This window comes from Yersinia alsatica, from assembly GCF_902170305.1.
Taxonomy (GTDB): Bacteria; Pseudomonadota; Gammaproteobacteria; order Enterobacterales; family Enterobacteriaceae; genus Yersinia; species Yersinia alsatica.
Genome location: NZ_CABHWW010000009.1, coordinates 160,113 through 179,367, shown reverse-complemented (window position 1 = coordinate 179,367; position 19,255 = coordinate 160,113). Strand labels below are relative to the sequence as shown.

Here is a 19,255-nt window from a genome sequence, read left to right as displayed (position 1 = left end):
TTCTCCAAAATTATAAGGCGACATCAGGCTTTGCAGCCCAGTATCCGGGTTTATTCGGGCAATAAGAGCGAATAACCAACACATCGGATACCGCATCAAACATCAACGCATTTTCATAACTGATTACTGCGGCGTCAGTTCCGTCACCAATCACACCAACATACCAACCTTGCAAGATCTGACGGGCAATTTGCTGCTCCAGAGGTGACCACTGGTGAGGTTCACCGGCCGGCAAAGGTTGCAATAGCGCCAGCTTCTGATCAAAACCACCGATTTTTCCGAGCAAAACCTGATAGATACGCTGACCCACTTGCGCATTGAGCTGACGTTTTCCGGTCAGTGCTCGGGAGACCAACATGAATTTTTCCAAATTCTGTGGCGAGGTTTGGGTTGATGCTGCGAAAGCATCCAGAGAGAGAGGATTCATCAGGCTCGTGACTAGCCCGACACCGACATACCCCAGCAGACGACGGCGTGAAATACCGCGCACCTGAGGTATCGGAGAGTGTGTGACCGACATGTTTTTTCTCCACAAAAGAGCACGCGCGTAGTATTCATCCGTTACCTATAGGAACATGCTGCTAAGAGGCATGGCGTTAACAGATGCGGGTTACTGCGCGCTAAACTACCGGGCGACTAATGCCGCAGCAGTGGCAATCTTGACTAAAAATGAGTGAACTTCCCGCCTTATTGGCGATGTGAATTATAAAATGAAGATGTTAAACATTTAGTTGAGTTGTAAAGATTCGTCAAGGTTATACCTCATCAATAGGAGGGTAAAGCCAAAACGTGATTTGCGTCACATTTTGTAACTATAACGTCTAGTTATTCCCCCACTCGATTAATACATCAACACGATTAAGGAGATATGCAGCTTGGTGCCAGAGCTTGCTGTATTCGCGTGAGTTATACGTGAGCAAAAATTCCACTAACAAATCTTTGGATTGCTGTAATGCGGCTTTGTCGGCAAGTGGGTTTGTATTGTCGGCAAAAAGGCCTTTCAGGGTCTCGATTTTTTGCAGGAAAGATGCCGATTCACCCTTTCTCTGTAATTGATTGGCTATTTGTGGCAATAACCAAGGGAGATAGAAACGCCGAAGAGTGGTATTTAAAAAGTTATAATCAGTTGAGGACCAAGAGGTATTCTTCCCCCCACAGTGAGTGCCGCTGTTAGTGGCTGCGGTGCTCAGTTCACAAACTCCCTTTTCCATATCAAGGATATATCCCAACGCTTGATTATTAACAAATATGGCACCTTGTGTTTTTCGCTCATCAAAGTTAATAGCCTGACCAATATGGTCGCCTAGTTTTGGCCCGGTCAAGGCACCACGGAAATTCATCCTTTGCGGCTTTTCATTAATATAAAAATGTAAAACCTTATTTTCATCGCCATTAACTAAGTAGTGAAAATCTTGATCAGCCATAAAATACCATCGTTGAGTAGACATATTATAGGCAACACCATTATCACAGCGATACTCAATTGAGTTATCACTGTAACTACTGCGATTATAGGTAAAGGCGATCGGTGAATCCTGATCTAACCCCTGATTTAGCAATGAAAGACAGGATGCTTCGGTAAGTTTTATCTCCTCATTTGATTTGTTATAAGCAATCAAATACTGAGTCTCAGCATTATAGTAAATGTTCTGTCCTCTTTTATTTCCGCCCAAATAGATATTAACATCATCTAACTCACCTAAATGATGAACAATAATATCACGAGAGCCAGACTCATCTATGGACTCTAGGGTTTCTTTATATTGAAGAAAAGGTCGCACAGCATATAACTTTAGTTTTTCAATGAATTCTTCATCAAACCATATTGTATCTCGATTAACTGCAACAGTAGGCTGAGACGGTTGCCTTCTTCGACTCGGCAAGTGATTTACGGCCCCAGGCTTGATATTTAAATTAACATAAAACCCTTCCTCATTTAGTGATAATGCCGTATTTGTCCCTTGATTAATCAAGACAATTTTCCCGTCTATCTTCTTGGGAAGCCAGCGTTGCCCCGGATTGCCAAAATCACAATAGGTAAAGGCGACATCCGCACTTACAATATCTTGCCTTAGATCTGCGGGGTGTAAGCAATAGATATTTCTATCAAATCCTTGTCCGATAAATGCCGTCATAATCTGCCCAGTATGACTATAAAATATAGAAGAACTCTGAGCATCAGCACCTGTAGGTTGGCTTTCTCGGGACAGGACAATACTGTGCCCACGGCTACGATAATAATTATAGCCGAAATATTTTTCTGGAAATAAATTAGAGTTGTAATTGAATACTAGCCGTTTACTGTCCGGGTAGAGTTTTTTGGGTAATACACGATAAGAACTGATATCTGCTATCAAGCCCAACGCTTTCAAATCGGCAGTGTTGGCACTGTTATAAAGCGATGCCGATTTTCCTGTAAATGAAAAATCACTAAAGATATCAACCTGCATATTAAAAGGAATTTTAATAGAGGCTATATTATTATTCCACTGACTAAATAACCACTCATCCTCTGTATAATAGGGTACACAAAACTTCTTGGCCCCCGCTTTTTCAAGGTAATTATCACCAGAGTAAAAACAGACATTATTATCGTGAAAATTGTCAGATATTGCATTGGATGAGATAAAAATTAGCAGATAAAATATCTTATTCACCTTATTATTAACATTCATGCTTCACCTTTAAATAAGAAGTAAGCAGAATCATGCTATTTTTGCATGGGCCGATACGTGATGAATTGCATTGTCATATTCACACACAGGCAATCTCGTTAATAGAATAATTTACTAAAAATCAATTCATTTTTTATTCTGATGAAGATATAAAACAAAAAAGCCCCCGAAATATCGGAGGCTTCACTAAATTTATCGGACTCTATTTTAACAAATAGAGAAGATATTTATTCCCACTCAATGGTCGCGGGTGGCTTACCACTGATATCGTAAACGACACGAGAAATACCATTCACTTCATTGATGATGCGGTTTGAAACGCGGCCAAGGAAGTCGTATGGCAGATGCGCCCAATGTGCGGTCATAAAATCGATAGTTTCAACCGCACGCAGTGACACAACCCAGTCATATTTACGACCATCGCCCATTACGCCAACTGAACGAACTGGCAGGAAAACAGTAAAGGCTTGACTGACTTTGTTGTACAAATCGGCTTTATGCAGCTCTTCAATAAAGATGGCATCAGCGCGGCGCAGCAAGTCACAATACTCTTTCTTCACTTCGCCCAGAACACGAACACCTAGACCTGGGCCCGGGAATGGGTGACGGTACAACATGTCGTACGGCAAGCCCAGTTCCAGACCAATTTTACGGACTTCATCTTTAAACAACTCTTTCAACGGCTCTACCAGCCCAAGTTTCATCTCTTTCGGCAAGCCGCCCACATTGTGGTGAGATTTGATAACATGAGCTTTGCCGGTAGCAGATGCAGCAGATTCAATCACGTCTGGATAGATGGTGCCTTGCGCCAACCATTTCACTTGCTCTTGCTTGCATGCTTCTTCGTCGAACAGCTCGACAAACACACGGCCAATGATTTTACGTTTTGCTTCTGGCTCATCAACCCCCGCCAGCGCTGCAAGGAAACGGTCTTCTGCCGCAACATGGACAATATTCAGGCCGAATTTATCGCCGAACATTTCCAGCACTTGATCGGCTTCATTCAGACGCAGCAGGCCGTTATCAACAAACACGCAAGTCAGGCGTTTGCCAATGGCGCGGTGCAGCAACATTGCCGTCACGGATGAGTCAACACCACCGGACAGGCCAAGAATTACATGGTCGTCACCGATTTGTTCACGCAGACGAACAATGGCATCTTCAATAATGGTCGCTGGCGTCCACAATGCTTCACAAGCACAGATATCCAGAACAAAACGTTCCAGCAGACGTTGGCCTTGCTTGGTATGGGTCACTTCTGGGTGGAACTGCACACCGTAAAAATGCTGCTCTTCGTTGGCCATAATGGCAAACGGGCAAGTATCGGTGCTAGCTACAGTCACAAAACCAGATGGAATTGCGGTGACTTTGTCACCATGGCTCATCCAGACATCCAAGACGGCTTCACCGGCTGGATTAATCGCATCTTTGATATCACGAATCAGTGCGCAATCTGTTTTAATTTCAACCTGCGCATAGCCGAATTCACGATGATTTGAGCCTTCGACCTTGCCACCCAGTTGGGCTGCCATAGTCTGCATGCCGTAACAGACACCCAGCACAGGCACACCTGCAGTGAAGACATAATCAGGTGCGCGCGGGCTATCCTGTTCGGTGGTGCTTTCAGGACTACCAGAAAGAATGATACCGCTTGGATTAAACTCACGGATTTGGGCTTCGGTCACGTCCCACGCCCATAGCTCACAATAGACACCGATTTCACGAACACGGCGCGCGATTAACTGGGTGTATTGCGAACCGAAATCAAGAATAAGAATGCGATGTTTATGAATATTTTTTGTCATGTGCGGCATGTTCCACAAGTTTTTAATAAAATAATTGAAAGCATTCCAGTCGGCGCAACCAAGAAGCGGGTTAGCGCCCGCAGCACAGTATGCGCAGTTGACACCAAGTCAATGAGCAATACGAGCCGCGGACGATAGCCAGATTCGCCGGTTTAAGCCCCTGGAATTAGCCCATGCGATAGTTTGGTGACTCTTTGGTAATAGTCACATCATGCACATGGCTTTCTTGAATACCTGCACCGCTGATGCGAACAAACTCAGCTTTGGTGCGCAATTCATTAATGGTGCCACAACCGGTCAGGCCCATGCATGAACGCAGGCCACCCATTTGCTGATGCACAATCTCTTTCAACAGACCTTTGTATGCCACACGCCCTTCGATACCTTCTGGTACCAATTTGTCGGCAGCATTATCGGTCTGGAAATAGCGATCTGAAGAACCTTTGGACATCGCCCCCAGAGAACCCATACCGCGATAAGATTTAAATGAACGGCCTTGATAGAGCTCGATTTCACCCGGAGACTCTTCCGTCCCCGCCAGCATAGAGCCGACCATCACACAGGAAGCACCCGCGGCAATGGCTTTAGCAATATCGCCAGAGAAACGAATACCGCCATCGGCAATAACCGGAATCCCAGTACCTTCCAGTGCTTCAACCGCATCAGCAATGGCAGTAATCTGTGGAACACCCACACCAGTCACGATGCGAGTGGTACAGATTGAACCAGGGCCGATACCCACTTTAACCGCGCTTACCCCTGCATCAGCCAAGGCTTTAGCCCCAGCACCGGTAGCGACGTTACCGCCAACGATTTGCAGATTAGGATATTTAGCACGAGTTTCGCGGATGCGTTGCAGAACGCCTTCGGAGTGACCATGAGATGAGTCGATCAACAAAACATCGACGCCAGCAGCGACCAGAGCGTCAATACGCTCTTCATTGCCAGCACCGGCACCAACAGCAGCACCAACACGTAGGCGGCCATGCTCGTCTTTACAAGCATTAGGCTTACGTTCTGCTTTTTGGAAGTCTTTTACAGTGATCATGCCGCGCAGATGGAAGCTGTCATCAACAACCAACGCTTTTTCGACACGTTTTTCATGCATTTTTTGCAGGACAACTTCGCGGGCTTCGCCTTCCTTGACGGTTACCAAGCGCTCTTTCGGTGTCATAACCGCAGTCACGGGTTGGTCCAAATCAGTAACAAAGCGAACATCACGGCCAGTAATGATCCCAACCAGTTCGTAATCTTCGGTCACTACCGGGTAACCGGCGAAACCGTTACGAGCAGTCAGTTCTTTAACCTGACGAAGAGTTGTTGTTGGCGTCACAGTCTGTGGCTCGGTAACAACACCACTTTCGTGTTTTTTCACCCGACTGACTTCTTCAGCCTGGCGTTCGATGGACATATTTTTGTGGATGAACCCTAAACCGCCCTCTTGTGCCAGCGCAATGGCCAGACGAGACTCGGTTACGGTATCCATTGCTGCGGACAGCATAGGGATATTCAGGCGGATAGTTGCAGTCAGTTGGGTACCAAGTTCTGCCGTATTAGGCAAGACTGTGGAGTGGGCTGGAACCAGGAGAACGTCGTCAAATGTTAGAGCTTCTTTCGCGATACGTAGCATGGGCAATATCTCACCAAGGTGAATGTAAAAAGATAAAATATTGCCGTGGCATTATACAGAGCGTAATCGGTTGCCTCCAGCACTTTCTCATTATTTTTCTTGCCAAGCAGTTTGAGGCAGGTAATATCGGTCAATTAAGTGCTTGTTTAAAAACTTGATCCAGGTCACATGTCACAAACTTCTGCGTCATCAATTTTTACTGTTAGCCGCCTTAATCAGACGGTTCGACAGCTGTTGGAAATGGAAATGGGCCAAATTTGGCTCACCGCCGAGATTTCTAATTTCTCTCAGCCCTCTTCTGGTCACTGGTATTTCACCTTAAAAGATGACCGGGCTCAGGTGCGCTGCGCGATGTTTCGCAACACTAATCGTCGGACAACGTTTCGCCCGCAAAATGGCCAGCAAGTGTTGGTCAGGGCCTCGATCACCTTGTATGAACCACGCGGTGATTACCAGTTAATTGCAGAAAGTATGCAACCTGCTGGCGACGGATTGCTGCAACAGCAGTTTGAACAACTTAAGCAACAGCTAGCCGCAGAAGGGCTTTTTGACCAGAGTCATAAACAACCGCTACCCAGCCCAGCCCAACAGGTCGGGGTGATTACCTCATCCAGCGGCGCAGCGCTCCACGATGTTTTGCAAGTTTTACAACGCCGGGATCCATCACTGCCGGTTATTATCTACCCAACAGCCGTACAGGGCGCTGATGCTCCTTTGCAGATAGTTCGTGCTATCCAATTGGCTAATTTGCGCGCTGAATGTGATGTGTTGATCGTTGGCCGCGGTGGTGGTTCGTTAGAGGACTTATGGAGCTTTAATGATGAGCGGGTGGCCCGCGCCATCTTTAACAGCCACATTCCTATCGTCAGTGCCGTCGGCCATGAAACCGATGTCACTATTGCCGATTTTGTCGCTGATTTACGTGCGCCAACCCCTTCAGCCGCCGCAGAGTTAGTCAGCCGCAACCAAATTGAGTTGGTCAGGCAGATTCAGGGGCAACAGCAACGAATGGAAATGGCGATGGATTACTATCTGGCGCAACGTAGCCAGCAATTCACCCGCCTTGAACATCGGCTCCAGCAGCAACATCCTCATTTGCGTCTCGCTCGCCAACAAACGCTATTACTAAAATTGCAACGCCGGTTGGAAGAGAGTGCGCAAACCCAAATTCGCCGATTAAGCCGGCGCACCGAGCGGCTCCAGCAGCGTTTGGTTCAGGTTCAACCGCAAGGGCAGATTCACCGCTACAATCAGCGGGTACAACAGCAAGAATATCGTTTACGCCAGGCCCTAGAGCGCCAGCTAAACGGTTATCGCCAACGCTTTGGTATTGCCTGCTCACAATTGGAAGCCGTCAGCCCGTTAGCCACACTGGCCCGCGGCTACAGTGTCACGCAGACTCCTGAAGGCACGTTACTCAAGACCACCCAGCAGGTGCATACCGGCGATAAACTCACCACCAGACTGCAAGATGGTTGGGTGGAAAGTGAAATCACCCAGATTAACGTGGCAAAGAAAAATGTGGCCAAGAAGCCGCGCCAGCGTAAAGCCGTTGAGTAGCACTAAACCTTTTGTCAGCTAAGCAAACAACTCTGCCGACCGGTCAAACCGTCGGCAAATAACTAAAGTGAACACGGCTTTTCGAAATCAGCCCGTGACCATGCTGGCAAAAATAGTCAACCGCACCACAAGCCTTCAGAACTTGCAGTGGTTTGCCGCAGTCCGGGCAATCGGCCTGCTGTTGATAGTTGCCATGGCAGTGAGAGCAATGGAAGTGATCACTTACTAGCACCATTGCCTGCTGACAAACCGGACATAACGCATCCATAATTTCTCTCCTGAATGTTCGGAAAAACTTACATCACACCCAATGAACGTAAGAAGTAAATTCCTAATGCCGTAGTGAAAAATGAACCGACGGTGGTGATAGCAATAATATTGGCAGCCAGTACTGCATTGCCCCCCATCGCGCGAGTCATAACATAGCTACCCGCTGCGGTTGGTGTGGCGGAGAACAGGAAAACAATGCCTAAGGTTGCGCCACGGAATCCCATCAGTAAACCACCCAAGGTCATTAAAATAGGCACCACGAATAGTTTTGCTGTTGATGATAATGCCGCCACATTAGAAGAGCGGAACATAGCATGCCAATCAAGACTCGCTCCGGTGCAGAGCAATGCCAGCGGAAGTGCCAAGGCTGATATATAACTACCTGTATGTACAATCACCTGGGGAATAGGTAAGTAAGTTCGCGCATAAACTACACCACAGAGTAGACCAATAATCAGTGGGTTAGTGACGATACTGCGCAACAGTGCCAATTTGCTGATTTTCCCACCCTGCCCAGTTTGCAAACTGCGGGTCAGAGTTATCACCGACAACATATTGAACAATAGCACCGTGACCGTCAGGTACATCGACCCCAGAGCTACCCCTTCATCGCCATAGGCGGTCATGGCAAATGCCAGCCCCATAATCGCCGTGTTAGCCCTAAAACCCCCCTGCACGAACACGCCGCGCTCTCGGGGGTCTTTTACCAGCCACTTAGCCGCCACCTCAAGCAATAAAAAGGTGACTAAGGTGCCAGCTGCCCCATAAATAGCCAGCGGCAAGTTATCCATCAGATTGACGTGATTGGTGGCGACACTGAAAAACAGCAGGCAGGGCAGCGCCAGATTAAAAACTAATTTGGTCGCGCCATCACAAAAGCGGTCATCCATCAGACCAAAGCGCCGTAGCAGCACGCCGAGTAACATCATCAATAAGCTGGGCACGGTGACACTAAACGCAAAACTCCAGGTTTCCCAAGACATGGCTGACGTTCAACTCCTTTTGTTTAGCTTTATATTGGTGGCTAAAAATGCAAAAAGCGCGGGATGCCCGCGCTTTGCTGCTATTACTTAGCTTTTTTCAAGTGCGACATCAAACGTTTACGTTTACGCATCTGATTTGGCGTCAAGGTATTGCGCTTACCTGCAAATGGGTTCTCACCCTCTTTAAACTGAATGCGGATGGGTGTACCCATTACTTTCAGTGAACGGCGGAAGTAATTCATCAGGTAGCGTTTATAAGAGTCTGACAAATCAGTCACCTGATTACCGTGGATAACCACGATAGGCGGGTTATAACCACCGGCATGAGCATATTTCAGCTTCACACGACGACCACGAACCAAAGGAGGCTGATGATCTTCTTCTGCCATTTGCATAATACGGGTCAGTAAGGAAGTACCCACTCGCTTAGTCGAGCAGTCATAAGCTTCCTGTATGGATTCAAACAGGTTACCGACACCACTACCATGCAAGGCAGAAATGAAGTGAATACGGGCAAAATCCACAAAACCAAGGCGCAGGTCTAGCATATCTTTAACCTGTGCACGGGCTTCTTCGGTCATGCCATCCCATTTGTTAACTGCAATAACAAGTGAGCGCCCACTATTAAGGATGAAGCCCAATAGAGACAAATCTTGATCCGAAATACCATCACGGGCATCAATAACCAACAACACCACGTTGGAGTCTTCAATTGCCTGTAAGGTTTTAATCACTGAGAATTTTTCAACGGCTTCAGTGATTTTGCCGCGCTTACGCACACCCGCAGTATCAATCAGAATATATTCACGTTCATCGCGGGTCATTGGAATATAAATGCTGTCACGCGTGGTGCCCGGCATGTCATAAACCACCACACGATCTTCACCAAGGATACGGTTAGTTAGTGTGGACTTACCTACGTTAGGACGCCCGACGATAGCCAACTTGATTGGCAGACTCAGCGGGTCAAAGTCATCCTCTTCGTCTTCAGGAATGCTGTCATCGGTTTCTTCCTGTGCCGCCCAATAGGCAGCATTGGCTTCTTCTTCTGTCAGCTCGACTTCTGGCTCTTCGGCATCCATGTAGGGTGCCATGACATCTTCAATCAGTTGAGTCACACCACGGCCATGGGAAGCCGCAATAGCATGAACTTCACCCAAGCCTAGTGAATAGAAATCGGCTGTAGCAGTATCAGGGTCAATACCATCAGTTTTGTTGGCCACCAGAAAAGTCGCTTTCTCGCGACTACGCAGATGTTGGGCAATGCCCTGATCCGCAGGCATCAGCCCAGCACGCGCATCTACCATAAACAGCACGATATCGGCTTCTTCAATCGCCAGTAACGATTGACCAGCCATTTTAGTTTCTACACCATCTTCTGTGCCATCAATACCACCAGTATCGATAACAATAAACTCATGACCCTCGACCTCGGCACGACCATATTTACGGTCACGCGTTAGCCCGGGAAAATCCGCAACTAACGCATCTCGGGTATGCGTTAAGCGGTTAAATAGTGTGGATTTACCCACATTCGGGCGCCCGACCAGCGCGATGACAGGTATCATTGTTGAAGCCTCATTACTTAATTTTCAAATCATTACAGCGCTGTACCGAACCTTCAACAGCGCAGTTTTTAGAAGACAAACGGCCCCTGAATCTCAGGAGCCGCTTTAAACCCTTGTTCTTGAAATTGCAGCGGTGTTAGCGACCATTCACCCAAATCACTGACCGGAGTCAACTCATCGGGATTATGAGCCTCATCAGAGGCCCACTTTTCGGGCCAGCGCAAACGCTGTTCAAATCGGTTTACAACCCATTTGTCATTCGTTTACTACCTTGCTGCAACTCCAACAACGTTAAGTATTATTAGTCTATTAACGGGTGAACGCGTATACCGTGCCGCCTCTTGCTTGAACCAGTAGTTTATCACTTGCAATCACTGGCGCACTCAGGAAGCCGGAGCTATCGACGCTCTGTTGAGCAACAAAACGGCCATCATCGGTATTCACCCAGTGCAGATAACCTTCGGCATCACCTACAACCAGATAACCATTATACATCACTGGAGCAGTCAAGTTACGATGTAATAAATCGCTTTGACTCCAAAGGGTTATCCCGCCATCAGTCTTCAATGCGACAATACGGTCATTCTGATCGACCAGATAAATGCGGCCACCGTCGACAATGATGTCATTGACTGACCCCATTTCACGTTTCCACAGAATCTGACCAGAGCGCAGATCCAATGCTGTCAGGTTGCCGTTGTATGCCAAGGCATAAACAACACCGTCAACCACCACTGGCGTAGTATCGACGTCATTCAGACGGTCGATTTCAGTAGTACCGGTCACTTGGGAAATACGTTGCTGCCAGATCAACTGGCCCTGCTCCATCATCACCGCACTGACACGACCATTGTCGCCGCCGACAATCGCAGCACCGAATGCTACCGCTGGAGCAGATTCGCCACGCAGAGACAAGGCTGGAGTATCCAGATTCAATGTCCACTTGATAGCACCGTCAGATTCATTCAGCGCTTGTAGCATGCCATTTGAGGTGTGGATCAACACCACGCCATCACTGACCACTGGGCGTGATAATGCTTCACCCGCTACTACGGTTTGCCATGCAACCTGACCATCGTCAGAATTCAGCGCATAAACAACCGCTTTCTCGCTGCCGACATACACATGCGCACCTGAAGCTGTTACGCCGCCAGATAACATTGCAGAACGGTTGCTAGTGAGGAAGTTAGTTTTCTCAGACAGATCGGTTTGCCAAATTTGCTTACCGGTATCCGCGTCCATGGCTTTCACCAGACCTTTACGATCGGCAGCAAAGACAGTTGTTCCCTGCCAAGCTGGGCGCAGATGGGAGTAATAGTCACCCACGCCGCCACCAACGGAGGTGCTCCACACTTTAGTCGGTGTGAATTGGTTTTCAACTTTTGGCAGTGGCGACATGGTAACCACATCTTCTTCACTGTTGAACAGTGAACAACCACTCAATAGGGCAACAGATACCAGTCCTACTAAGAGTGTTTTACGCAATTGCATGGGAATACCCCTTAGTTGGACAAATTATTCAATTTCATGCGCAGCAAGGCTTGCAGCGCCTGAGAAGCATTTGATTCGACGCCTTTACTGTAAGCTGCCCGTGCACCTGCGGTGTCACCTTTGCTTAATAATGCATCGCCACGAACATCTTGAGCCATCGCCGTCCAACCATCACCTTGCACTGCATCCAGCGTTTTCAATGCTTCATCTGGTTTTTTCAATTGCAGTTGCAAACGGGCAAGACGCAGATTAATCAGCGACAGTAGATTTTCATCATTGGTCTGGCCTAACGCTTGAGTGAGTTGCTGTGCCGCTTTATCGAACTCGTTTTGCTCAACAAAATGGTGAGCCAGTTCCAACCCGGCCAGTACGCCGTAGTTATTTTTATTGCCCTGAACAAATTTTTCAGCGAGAGCAATACCATCAGCGCTATTGGCTGACAAAGCATCACTGGCTTGCTGATAGGCAGAGGAGGCTTCCGTCATGGCACTATTCTGATGACTCTGCCAGTAACGCCAACCCACTAACGCACCAATCCCGAGCACCACACCCACGGCCAGCGCTTTACCATTTTCGCTAAAGAAACGGCGCACTGCATCAACCTGGTCATTTTCAGTGGTATAGACTTCCACGGTGTCTCTCTCCTTAACCCAACATCAAAGCCAGACGCGCAGCAACATCAGCTTGCGCCAGCGTTTCTTGTTCACCATTCCGCAAATCTTTTACCACCACTTTCTGTGCCGCGACTTCGCTTTCGCCAAGCATTAAAGCAACACGAGCGCCCCACTTGTCAGCGCGCGTAAATTGCTTTTTAACATTGCCACCGCCGTAATTGGTCATTAACTTCAGCGTTGGCATGGCATCGCGCAGATGTTCGGCCAGTAGCATGGCAGCACTTTGCGTATTTTCACCGAACGAAATGACATATGCATCGACCGTCGCAGGTACTTGGAAGTCAGGATTAACAGCCTGCACCAACAGAACCAGACGTTCAAGCCCCATGGCAAAACCAACCGCAGGGGTTGCGCGACCACCAAGCTGTTCAACCAAGCCGTCATAACGCCCACCGGCACAGACAGTACCTTGCGCGCCCAAACTGCTGGTAACCCACTCAAATACGGTGCGGTTGTAATAATCCAAGCCGCGAACTAAACGTTCATTAACGGTATATGGGATACCGGCCTTGTCTAAAAGTTCACACAAGCCCGCAAAATGCTGTTTTGACTCTTCATCCAGGTAATCAGATAGCTTAGGCGCATCATTAAGCAACAGCTGAACATCCGGGTTCTTGGAATCCAGCACTCGCAATGGGTTGCTGTACATGCGGCGCTTACAATCTTCGTCCAGCACCTCAACATGTTGTTCCAGGAAAGTCACCAGCGCTTCACGGTAATCCGCGCGGGCCTCCAAAGATCCAATGGAGTTCAGTTCAAGTTGCACATGCTCTGAAATCCCCAAAGCTCGCCACCAACGAGCGCTCAGCAAAATCAATTCGGCATCAATATCCGGCCCTTGCAGACCGAAAACTTCCGCGCCCAACTGATGAAACTGGCGATAGCGGCCTTTCTGTGGGCGCTCATAGCGGAACATTGGGCCAACGTACCACAGACGCTGTTCCTGATTGTACAGCAGACCATGTTCAATACCGGCGCGCACGCACCCTGCGGTACCTTCCGGACGCAGTGTCAGACTTTCGCCATTGCGATCGTCGAAGGTATACATCTCTTTCTCAACCACGTCGGTAACTTCACCGATAGCGCGCTTGAATAACGGGGTCTGCTCTACAATCGGCATGCGGATTTCGCTATAGCCGTAACCTGCCAGCACTTGTTTCAAGATGCTTTCAATACGCTGCCATATCGCCGTATCGGCTGGCAGGTAGTCGTTCATACCACGGATGGCTTGAATGTTCTTTGCCACGTCTGTTCTCTGTAGTTTTATGCCCTATCGACTTGATATTGCAGCACAGTGCGCAACAACACCAAGGACATTGGGTATAGTGCAAAAAATAAAGCCAATTATAGAGGTTTGCCGCCCACATATTCAATGGCGACAATGTATTACCTCTACAGGCGTAATATAAAGCGGGCCATGCCCGCTTTTTTCATTCTGGCCGACAAAATCACACCAGCAATGCTTATTTATCATCCAGTTGATTGATAACTATTCGGTTTTTTGCATCAAGCATTGATGCTTTTGCACGAATTTTAGCTTCTAACTGGTCAATCATGGCTTTGTTATCAAAACGTTCTTTTTGACGAACACCGTCTTCGTAGAAACCACTCTGATTGCGCGCGCCAGTCACACCAATGGTCGAAACCAGTGCTTCACCCGGCCCATTAACGACACAACCGATGATAGAAACATCCATTGGCGTAATCAGATCTTCTAACCGCTGCTCCAACGCATTCACCGTGCCAATAACATCAAACTCTTGGCGGGAACAGGTTGGACAAGCAATGAAGTTAATCCCACGCGCACGAATTCGCAGAGATTTAAGGATATCAAAACCGACTTTAACTTCTTCTACAGGGTCCGCCGCCAGCGAGATACGCAAAGTATCGCCAATACCCTCTGACAACAATAACCCCAAACCGATAGCCGATTTGACTGAACCACTGCGCGCACCACCTGCTTCAGTGATCCCTAAGTGCAAAGGGTTATTAATTTGCTTAGCTAGCAAACGGTAGGAGTTTACCGCCAGGAAAACATCGGAGGCTTTAACACTGACTTTAAACTGATCGAAATTAAGACGATCAAGGATATCGACATGGCGCATCGCGGATTCAAGCAGGGCTTCCGGCGTAGGTTCGCCATATTTTTCCTGAATATCTTTTTCCAGCGAACCGCCATTGATACCAATACGGATAGGAATATTGTGGTCACGAGCGCTGGCAACCACTTCACGAATACGAGATTCGTTACCAATGTTACCAGGGTTAATACGCAAGCAATCAACACCGTACTCCGCGACTTTCAGGGCAATACGGTAGTCAAAGTGAATATCGGCAACCAGCGGAACATTCGACTGCTGTTTAATCAACTTAAATGCCTCAGCCGCATCCATGGTCGGTACTGAGACGCGCACGATATCCACGCCCACACGTTCCAATGCCTTAATCTGGGCAACAGTCGCATCAACATCAGTGGTTTTGGTGTTGGTCATCGATTGCACAGCAATCGGCGCACCATCACCAATGGGCACTTTACCGACGTAAATCCGAGTAGATTTACGTCGGATAATTGGGGATTCGTTATGCATTACACACTCTCCTTTACAGTCGTGTAGTTTTCGCAACGAAGCAGTCTTTCAAAACTACAGTAATGGTAGTTTTTTCGAACCACTGAGTTGTTTGTCAAAAACACAATATTACTCTACACCGACAGTCAGGCGGGCTACGCGATTAGCCTTAATAAACTTACTCAGATCTACTGGATTCCCCTGATAGGTAATCGTTAATGCACCTGGTGCACCAATGGTCAGCTTATAAGGAGCTTTACCCGATAGATTGAGGGTCGCGCCCCCTTTTTGGATACCGCTAAATAATGTCTTTCCGCTCGCATCAACGACCTGTAACCAACAATCAGCCGTAAAGTTCATCACTAATGAACCCACAGATGATGCAGCACCATTTACCCCAGCGTCTGCTGTAGGTAAAGGTGATTGCGCGGTAGAAACCTCAGGCAAAGGTGCCTGACTAGGGGAAACAACCGCAGACTCCGCTGGAGTTGTTCCTTGAGGGGTTGTTGTAGCGACCGGGTTATTTGCCGCATCCACCGGAGCTGCATTGCTTGTCGCAGGTGCAGTTCCGTTTGCTGTTGGAGTAGAAGGCTGGTTATTCGCGACCGGAGCCTGAGCATCCATAGAGGCTCCAGAATCGCTATTATCATCAGCCAGCGGCACTGGTTGCCCGCCATTTTGCGACAGTTGAGCAGAGGATTGATCAGCCATAGTGACTATTTCTGCTTGCTGCGCCTGATGATTTTGCCACCACCATGCCCCTGTCAGACCGAGCACAACCAACACAATTAGCCAGGTGAAACTCATCAACCAGCCATCACGTTTTTTATGCTTTTTGCCCAATGAGAAACTTTGCATTGGGGCAACTTTTGCTGCTCTGATTGGAGCCTGCTTTGCCAGCATGGGTAACAGTTCATCTTCAGGAAGGTGAACCAATTTGGCGTAAGAACGAATGTAACCACGATGGAATGTTGAGGCGAGATTAGCTTGTGCTTTATCCTCCTCAATATCACGGATTGTGGATACTTTCAGACACAGACGTTCGGCAACCATCTGCTGAGTGAGCCCGAGTGCTTCACGGGCTTGACGCAGGCGCACACCTGTCGTCTCTGGAACAGTTTGATCTTGGGAGGCTTCAGTATTCATTAGCTAGAAAATGCTGGTACTGTTTGGATTGTGGAAAACTTCGCGCAAGCTGCTTGCCATAGCGTTGTACGCTATCTTGACGGCCCGCTAGCGCGGCGAAACGAATTTGTAACCATAAACTTTCAGCACTGGCTGGAAGTACATGTTGATAAACATCCAGTAAAAGTTGCGCCTGAGCGCGATTCCCTTCTCCAAAATGCCGTTGAGCTTCTGCAAGCAGCGGCTCACCTTTGTCCGGATCATACTTCAATGCCCGACTCAAGAGTACTCGAGCCTGGTCATTTTGATTCGCCCGCAAAAAGCAATATCCAGCGTTTTCCAGACTATCTGCAACCTGACCGTAATCAGGCGACAGCACCGCTGCGCTAAACTGTTGTTGGGCCGGTACATACTGCCCTAAACTACACAGAAACGCACCGTAATTATTCATTACCGTGCCATTTCCAGGTGCCAGTTTCATTGCTTGTTGATAGCGCTGCTCTGCTGCTGCGTTTTCACCAATGCGTTGCTCATAAAAAGCCATGCCCAATTGAGCGCGATAATCCTGTGGATCCGCCGCTACAGCCTTCTCAAGATTCTGCCGCGCAGCATTAAGATCACCTTGCGCCAGATATTCTAAACCCAGTTGTAAACGTGTCTGCCCTGCCGCGGGTTGGCTCGCTTTTTCCGGCGATGAGCCGGAGCAGCCAGCTAATACCGTTGCTATCAGGCAAACTCTCCACAGTCTTGTCAGCTTCATGCTTTCTCAATTGTCCTTATGATGAAGATAAGTACCTAAATCAGGCACTCATGTTATTCCCATTACCGACTTTTGAATAACCTTTTTAGCATCGATTATCTAACAAATTATAAGTTTAATAACAATTAGTTATACACAAACAGCTGGCATTAAGCATCAGACTGTTTTAATAGCGATAGGTTCACCCGCCATTTTCTTTTTCAAGGTTCGCTTGGTACGGTCAATTACTTCACCGGCCAATTGGCCACATGCCGCATCGATATCATCGCCACGAGTCTTGCGAACTATGGTAGTAAAACCGTATTCCATCAATACCTTAGAGAAACGATCCACCCGGCTGTTTGAGCTACGGCCGTAAGGTGCGCCCGGGAACGGGTTCCATGGAATCAAGTTAATCTTACATGGCGTGTCTTTCAAACATTCAGCCAGTTGATGAGCTTGTTCGGTGCTGTCATTGATGTGATCCAGCATAACGTATTCAACCGTAACGCGCCCGCCATTGGCGTTGGATTTCGCCAAATAGCGACGAACCGCCGCCAGGAAGGTTTCGATATTGTATTTACGGTTAATTGGCACAATTTCATCGCGGATATCATCTGTCGGAGCATGCAGCGAAATAGCCAGCGCAACGTCAATCATATCACCCAGTTTATCCAGCGCCGGAACTACCCCGGAAGTGGATAACGTCACGCGGCGTTTGGATAAACCGAAGCCGAAATCATCCATCATGATATCCATCGCGGGTACCACGTTATTCAGGTTCAGCAATGGTTCGCCCATCCCCATCATCACCACGTTAGTAATGGGCCGGGTGCCGGTTGATTTTAGTGAACCGATAATTTTCGCCGCCCGCCAAACCTGACCGATAATTTCAGAAACGCGCAGGTTGCGGTTAAAACCTTGCTGGGCGGTTGAACAGAATTTGCATTCCAATGCACAACCTACCTGAGAGGATACGCATAAGGTAGCGCGCTCACCTTCAGGGATATACACCGTCTCGACTTGCTGGTCGCCAACTTTGATGGCCCATTTAATGGTGCCATCGGTTGAGCGCTGCTCTTGCGCCACTTCAGGCGCGCGGATTTCTGCCACCCGCTGTAGCTTGGCGCGCAACCCTTTATTAATGTCGGTCATTTGCTCGAAATCATCGTAGCAATAGTGATACATCCACTTCATGACCTGGTCTGCACGGAAAGGCTTCTCGCCCATCTCGGCAAAAAATTCGCGCATTTGCTGACGATTTAAATCAAGCAGATTGATTTTGCTGCTGACGGGTGCAGTGGTTTCAACCGCGTTGTCAGACAGAGGGGCAGCATCAATCGGCATTGATGCAGTTAGTAATTGTTCAGACATGAGTTGTCGTGGCCTCGTTGTTACACTTTACGGCGCTGCGCTTTAAACCGGGTACGGCTTTCGAAACGGCGATGAATAAATAATAGAACGCCCCGGGAGAGATGTCTCCACCGGGGCGCGGCATTGTACGAATTTTAAAGCATGGATTCCATGATTGGAAAGCTGCCCGGTCAACTTTATTGTTTCAGTTGATTAAATAGCAGCCATTCTTGCATTGAATCAATTAATTAGCTGCGTGGAAAAATTTCATCCGCGGCGAAGAAATAAGCAATTTCACGTTGAGCTGATTCAACAGCGTCAGAACCGTGTACCGCGTTAGCGGTGAAGCTATCAGCATAGTCAGCACGTAATGTGCCCGCCAGTGCATTATCTGGGTTAGTTGCGCCCATGATATCGCGGTTACGTTGAACTGCATTTTCGCCTTCCAGAACCTGAACCATAATTGGGCCAGAAGTCATAAATTCAACCAAACCATCGAAGAATGGACGACCTTTATGTTCTGCGTAAAAACCTTCAGCTTGCTCTTTGGTCAGGTGCAGCATTTTAGCAGCAATAATTTTGAAGCCAGCACTTTCAAAACGCGCATAAATGGCACCGATGTCGTTATTGGCAACAGCATTTGGTTTGATAATGGAGAAAGTACGTTCTAAAGCCATGATAACCTCTATTAGGTATTTAATATTGACCGGACTCGGAACCCGCCCCGATAAGCATCATCAATAAACACTTACGTTTGGCTGGCGGACGGTTCCTTTACTACAAAATTATGCCGACCCTGTACAGTGGCCGCTGAT

At 47.9% G+C, this 19,255-nt stretch carries 17 protein-coding genes; 1 reads left to right on the top strand and 16 read right to left on the bottom strand.

All coding sequences use genetic code 11. The features are described from left to right. Positions 1-10: 10 nt before the first annotated feature. The 4 genes from FTA96_RS05560 to guaB all read right to left on the bottom strand — a co-directional run bounded on the left by FTA96_RS05560 (position 11) and on the right by guaB (position 6,110). Complete coding sequence (locus tag FTA96_RS05560) at positions 11-520, bottom strand: sugar dehydrogenase complex small subunit (RefSeq protein ID WP_050107998.1); 510 nt, start codon at positions 518-520, stop codon at positions 11-13. Positions 521-821: 301 nt separating this feature from the next. Continuing rightward, complete coding sequence (locus tag FTA96_RS05555; protein ID WP_134956851.1) at positions 822-2,675, bottom strand: hypothetical protein; 1,854 nt, start codon at positions 2,673-2,675, stop codon at positions 822-824. Positions 2,676-2,902: 227 nt separating this feature from the next. Further along, on the bottom strand, positions 2,903-4,480 hold the full coding sequence (gene guaA, locus FTA96_RS05550) for a glutamine-hydrolyzing GMP synthase (RefSeq protein WP_050108002.1): 1,578 nt from the start codon (positions 4,478-4,480) through the stop codon (positions 2,903-2,905). 166 nt (positions 4,481-4,646) lie between these two features. Continuing rightward, the gene (gene guaB, locus FTA96_RS05545) at positions 4,647-6,110 is read right to left on the bottom strand and encodes an IMP dehydrogenase (RefSeq protein WP_050101379.1); all 1,464 of its coding nucleotides are present in this window, start codon (positions 6,108-6,110) and stop codon (positions 4,647-4,649) included. Positions 6,111-6,278: 168 nt separating this feature from the next. Between guaB and xseA the strand changes: the two genes are divergently transcribed. Next, positions 6,279-7,670, top strand: coding sequence for an exodeoxyribonuclease VII large subunit (xseA, locus tag FTA96_RS05535; protein WP_050146886.1), 1,392 nt, complete (start codon positions 6,279-6,281; stop codon positions 7,668-7,670). Positions 7,671-7,713: 43 nt separating this feature from the next. Here xseA and FTA96_RS05530 read toward each other — a convergent pair whose 3' ends face one another. The 12 genes from FTA96_RS05530 to ndk form a co-directional block, all read right to left on the bottom strand. After that, positions 7,714-7,938 (bottom strand): zinc ribbon domain-containing protein, encoded by a 225-nt coding sequence (locus tag FTA96_RS05530; protein WP_050108005.1) that lies wholly within the window; start codon positions 7,936-7,938, stop codon positions 7,714-7,716. 28 nt (positions 7,939-7,966) lie between these two features. After that, positions 7,967-8,923, bottom strand: coding sequence for an AEC family transporter (locus tag FTA96_RS05525; RefSeq protein ID WP_050135104.1), 957 nt, complete (start codon positions 8,921-8,923; stop codon positions 7,967-7,969). An 83-nt stretch (positions 8,924-9,006) separates the two neighbouring features. Continuing rightward, the gene (gene der, locus FTA96_RS05520) at positions 9,007-10,491 is read right to left on the bottom strand and encodes a ribosome biogenesis GTPase Der (protein WP_050135102.1); all 1,485 of its coding nucleotides are present in this window, start codon (positions 10,489-10,491) and stop codon (positions 9,007-9,009) included. Between the two features lie 68 nt (positions 10,492-10,559). Continuing rightward, positions 10,560-10,715 (bottom strand): hypothetical protein, encoded by a 156-nt coding sequence (locus FTA96_RS23225; RefSeq protein WP_155411083.1) that lies wholly within the window; start codon positions 10,713-10,715, stop codon positions 10,560-10,562. Between the two features lie 85 nt (positions 10,716-10,800). Beyond that, entirely contained in the window at positions 10,801-11,982 is a 1,182-nt protein-coding gene (gene bamB / locus FTA96_RS05515) for an outer membrane protein assembly factor BamB (RefSeq protein WP_050108010.1), read from the bottom strand. Between the two features lie 11 nt (positions 11,983-11,993). Then, positions 11,994-12,614, bottom strand: coding sequence for a YfgM family protein (locus tag FTA96_RS05510; protein WP_145573314.1), 621 nt, complete (start codon positions 12,612-12,614; stop codon positions 11,994-11,996). A gap of 13 nt (positions 12,615-12,627) precedes the next feature. After that, positions 12,628-13,902: a histidine--tRNA ligase gene (hisS, locus tag FTA96_RS05505; protein ID WP_050108014.1), complete on the bottom strand. Its 1,275-nt coding sequence runs from the start codon at positions 13,900-13,902 to the stop codon at positions 12,628-12,630. Between the two features lie 217 nt (positions 13,903-14,119). Beyond that, complete coding sequence (gene ispG / locus FTA96_RS05500; RefSeq protein ID WP_050108017.1) at positions 14,120-15,244, bottom strand: flavodoxin-dependent (E)-4-hydroxy-3-methylbut-2-enyl-diphosphate synthase; 1,125 nt, start codon at positions 15,242-15,244, stop codon at positions 14,120-14,122. 108 nt (positions 15,245-15,352) lie between these two features. Then, positions 15,353-16,369, bottom strand: coding sequence for a cytoskeleton protein RodZ (gene rodZ / locus FTA96_RS05495; RefSeq protein ID WP_050108018.1), 1,017 nt, complete (start codon positions 16,367-16,369; stop codon positions 15,353-15,355). Next, positions 16,359-17,108 (bottom strand): type IV pilus biogenesis/stability protein PilW, encoded by a 750-nt coding sequence (gene pilW, locus FTA96_RS05490; RefSeq protein WP_050108020.1) that lies wholly within the window; start codon positions 17,106-17,108, stop codon positions 16,359-16,361. Before pilW ends, rodZ begins: the two co-directional genes overlap by 11 nt. A gap of 156 nt (positions 17,109-17,264) precedes the next feature. Next, positions 17,265-18,434: a bifunctional tRNA (adenosine(37)-C2)-methyltransferase TrmG/ribosomal RNA large subunit methyltransferase RlmN gene (locus tag FTA96_RS05485; RefSeq protein ID WP_230676838.1), complete on the bottom strand. Its 1,170-nt coding sequence runs from the start codon at positions 18,432-18,434 to the stop codon at positions 17,265-17,267. 254 nt (positions 18,435-18,688) lie between these two features. After that, positions 18,689-19,117 (bottom strand): nucleoside-diphosphate kinase, encoded by a 429-nt coding sequence (gene ndk, locus FTA96_RS05480; protein WP_145573312.1) that lies wholly within the window; start codon positions 19,115-19,117, stop codon positions 18,689-18,691. Positions 19,118-19,255 lie beyond the last annotated feature (138 nt).

Excerpts from the sequence above, each read along its gene's own strand:
- guaB (WP_050101379.1), bottom strand. The coding sequence starts at position 6,110 with ATGCTACGTATCGCGAAAGAAGCTCTAACATTTGACGACGTTCTCCTG.
- FTA96_RS05525 (WP_050135104.1), bottom strand. The coding sequence starts at position 8,923 with ATGTCTTGGGAAACCTGGAGTTTTGCGTTTAGTGTCACCGTGCCCAGC.
- ispG (WP_050108017.1), bottom strand. The coding sequence starts at position 15,244 with ATGCATAACGAATCCCCAATTATCCGACGTAAATCTACTCGGATTTAC.
- der (WP_050135102.1), bottom strand. The coding sequence starts at position 10,491 with ATGATACCTGTCATCGCGCTGGTCGGGCGCCCGAATGTGGGTAAATCC.
- FTA96_RS05555 (WP_134956851.1), bottom strand. The coding sequence starts at position 2,675 with ATGAATGTTAATAATAAGGTGAATAAGATATTTTATCTGCTAATTTTT.
- pilW (WP_050108020.1), bottom strand. The coding sequence starts at position 17,108 with ATGAAGCTGACAAGACTGTGGAGAGTTTGCCTGATAGCAACGGTATTA.
- ndk (WP_145573312.1), bottom strand. The coding sequence starts at position 19,117 with ATGGCTTTAGAACGTACTTTCTCCATTATCAAACCAAATGCTGTTGCC.
- bamB (WP_050108010.1), bottom strand. The coding sequence starts at position 11,982 with ATGCAATTGCGTAAAACACTCTTAGTAGGACTGGTATCTGTTGCCCTA.
- guaA (WP_050108002.1), bottom strand. The coding sequence starts at position 4,480 with ATGACAAAAAATATTCATAAACATCGCATTCTTATTCTTGATTTCGGT.
- FTA96_RS05530 (WP_050108005.1), bottom strand. The coding sequence starts at position 7,938 with ATGGATGCGTTATGTCCGGTTTGTCAGCAGGCAATGGTGCTAGTAAGT.
- rodZ (WP_050108018.1), bottom strand. The coding sequence starts at position 16,369 with ATGAATACTGAAGCCTCCCAAGATCAAACTGTTCCAGAGACGACAGGT.
- xseA (WP_050146886.1), top strand. The coding sequence starts at position 6,279 with ATGTCACAAACTTCTGCGTCATCAATTTTTACTGTTAGCCGCCTTAAT.
- FTA96_RS05560 (WP_050107998.1), bottom strand. The coding sequence starts at position 520 with ATGTCGGTCACACACTCTCCGATACCTCAGGTGCGCGGTATTTCACGC.
- FTA96_RS05485 (WP_230676838.1), bottom strand. The coding sequence starts at position 18,434 with ATGCCGATTGATGCTGCCCCTCTGTCTGACAACGCGGTTGAAACCACT.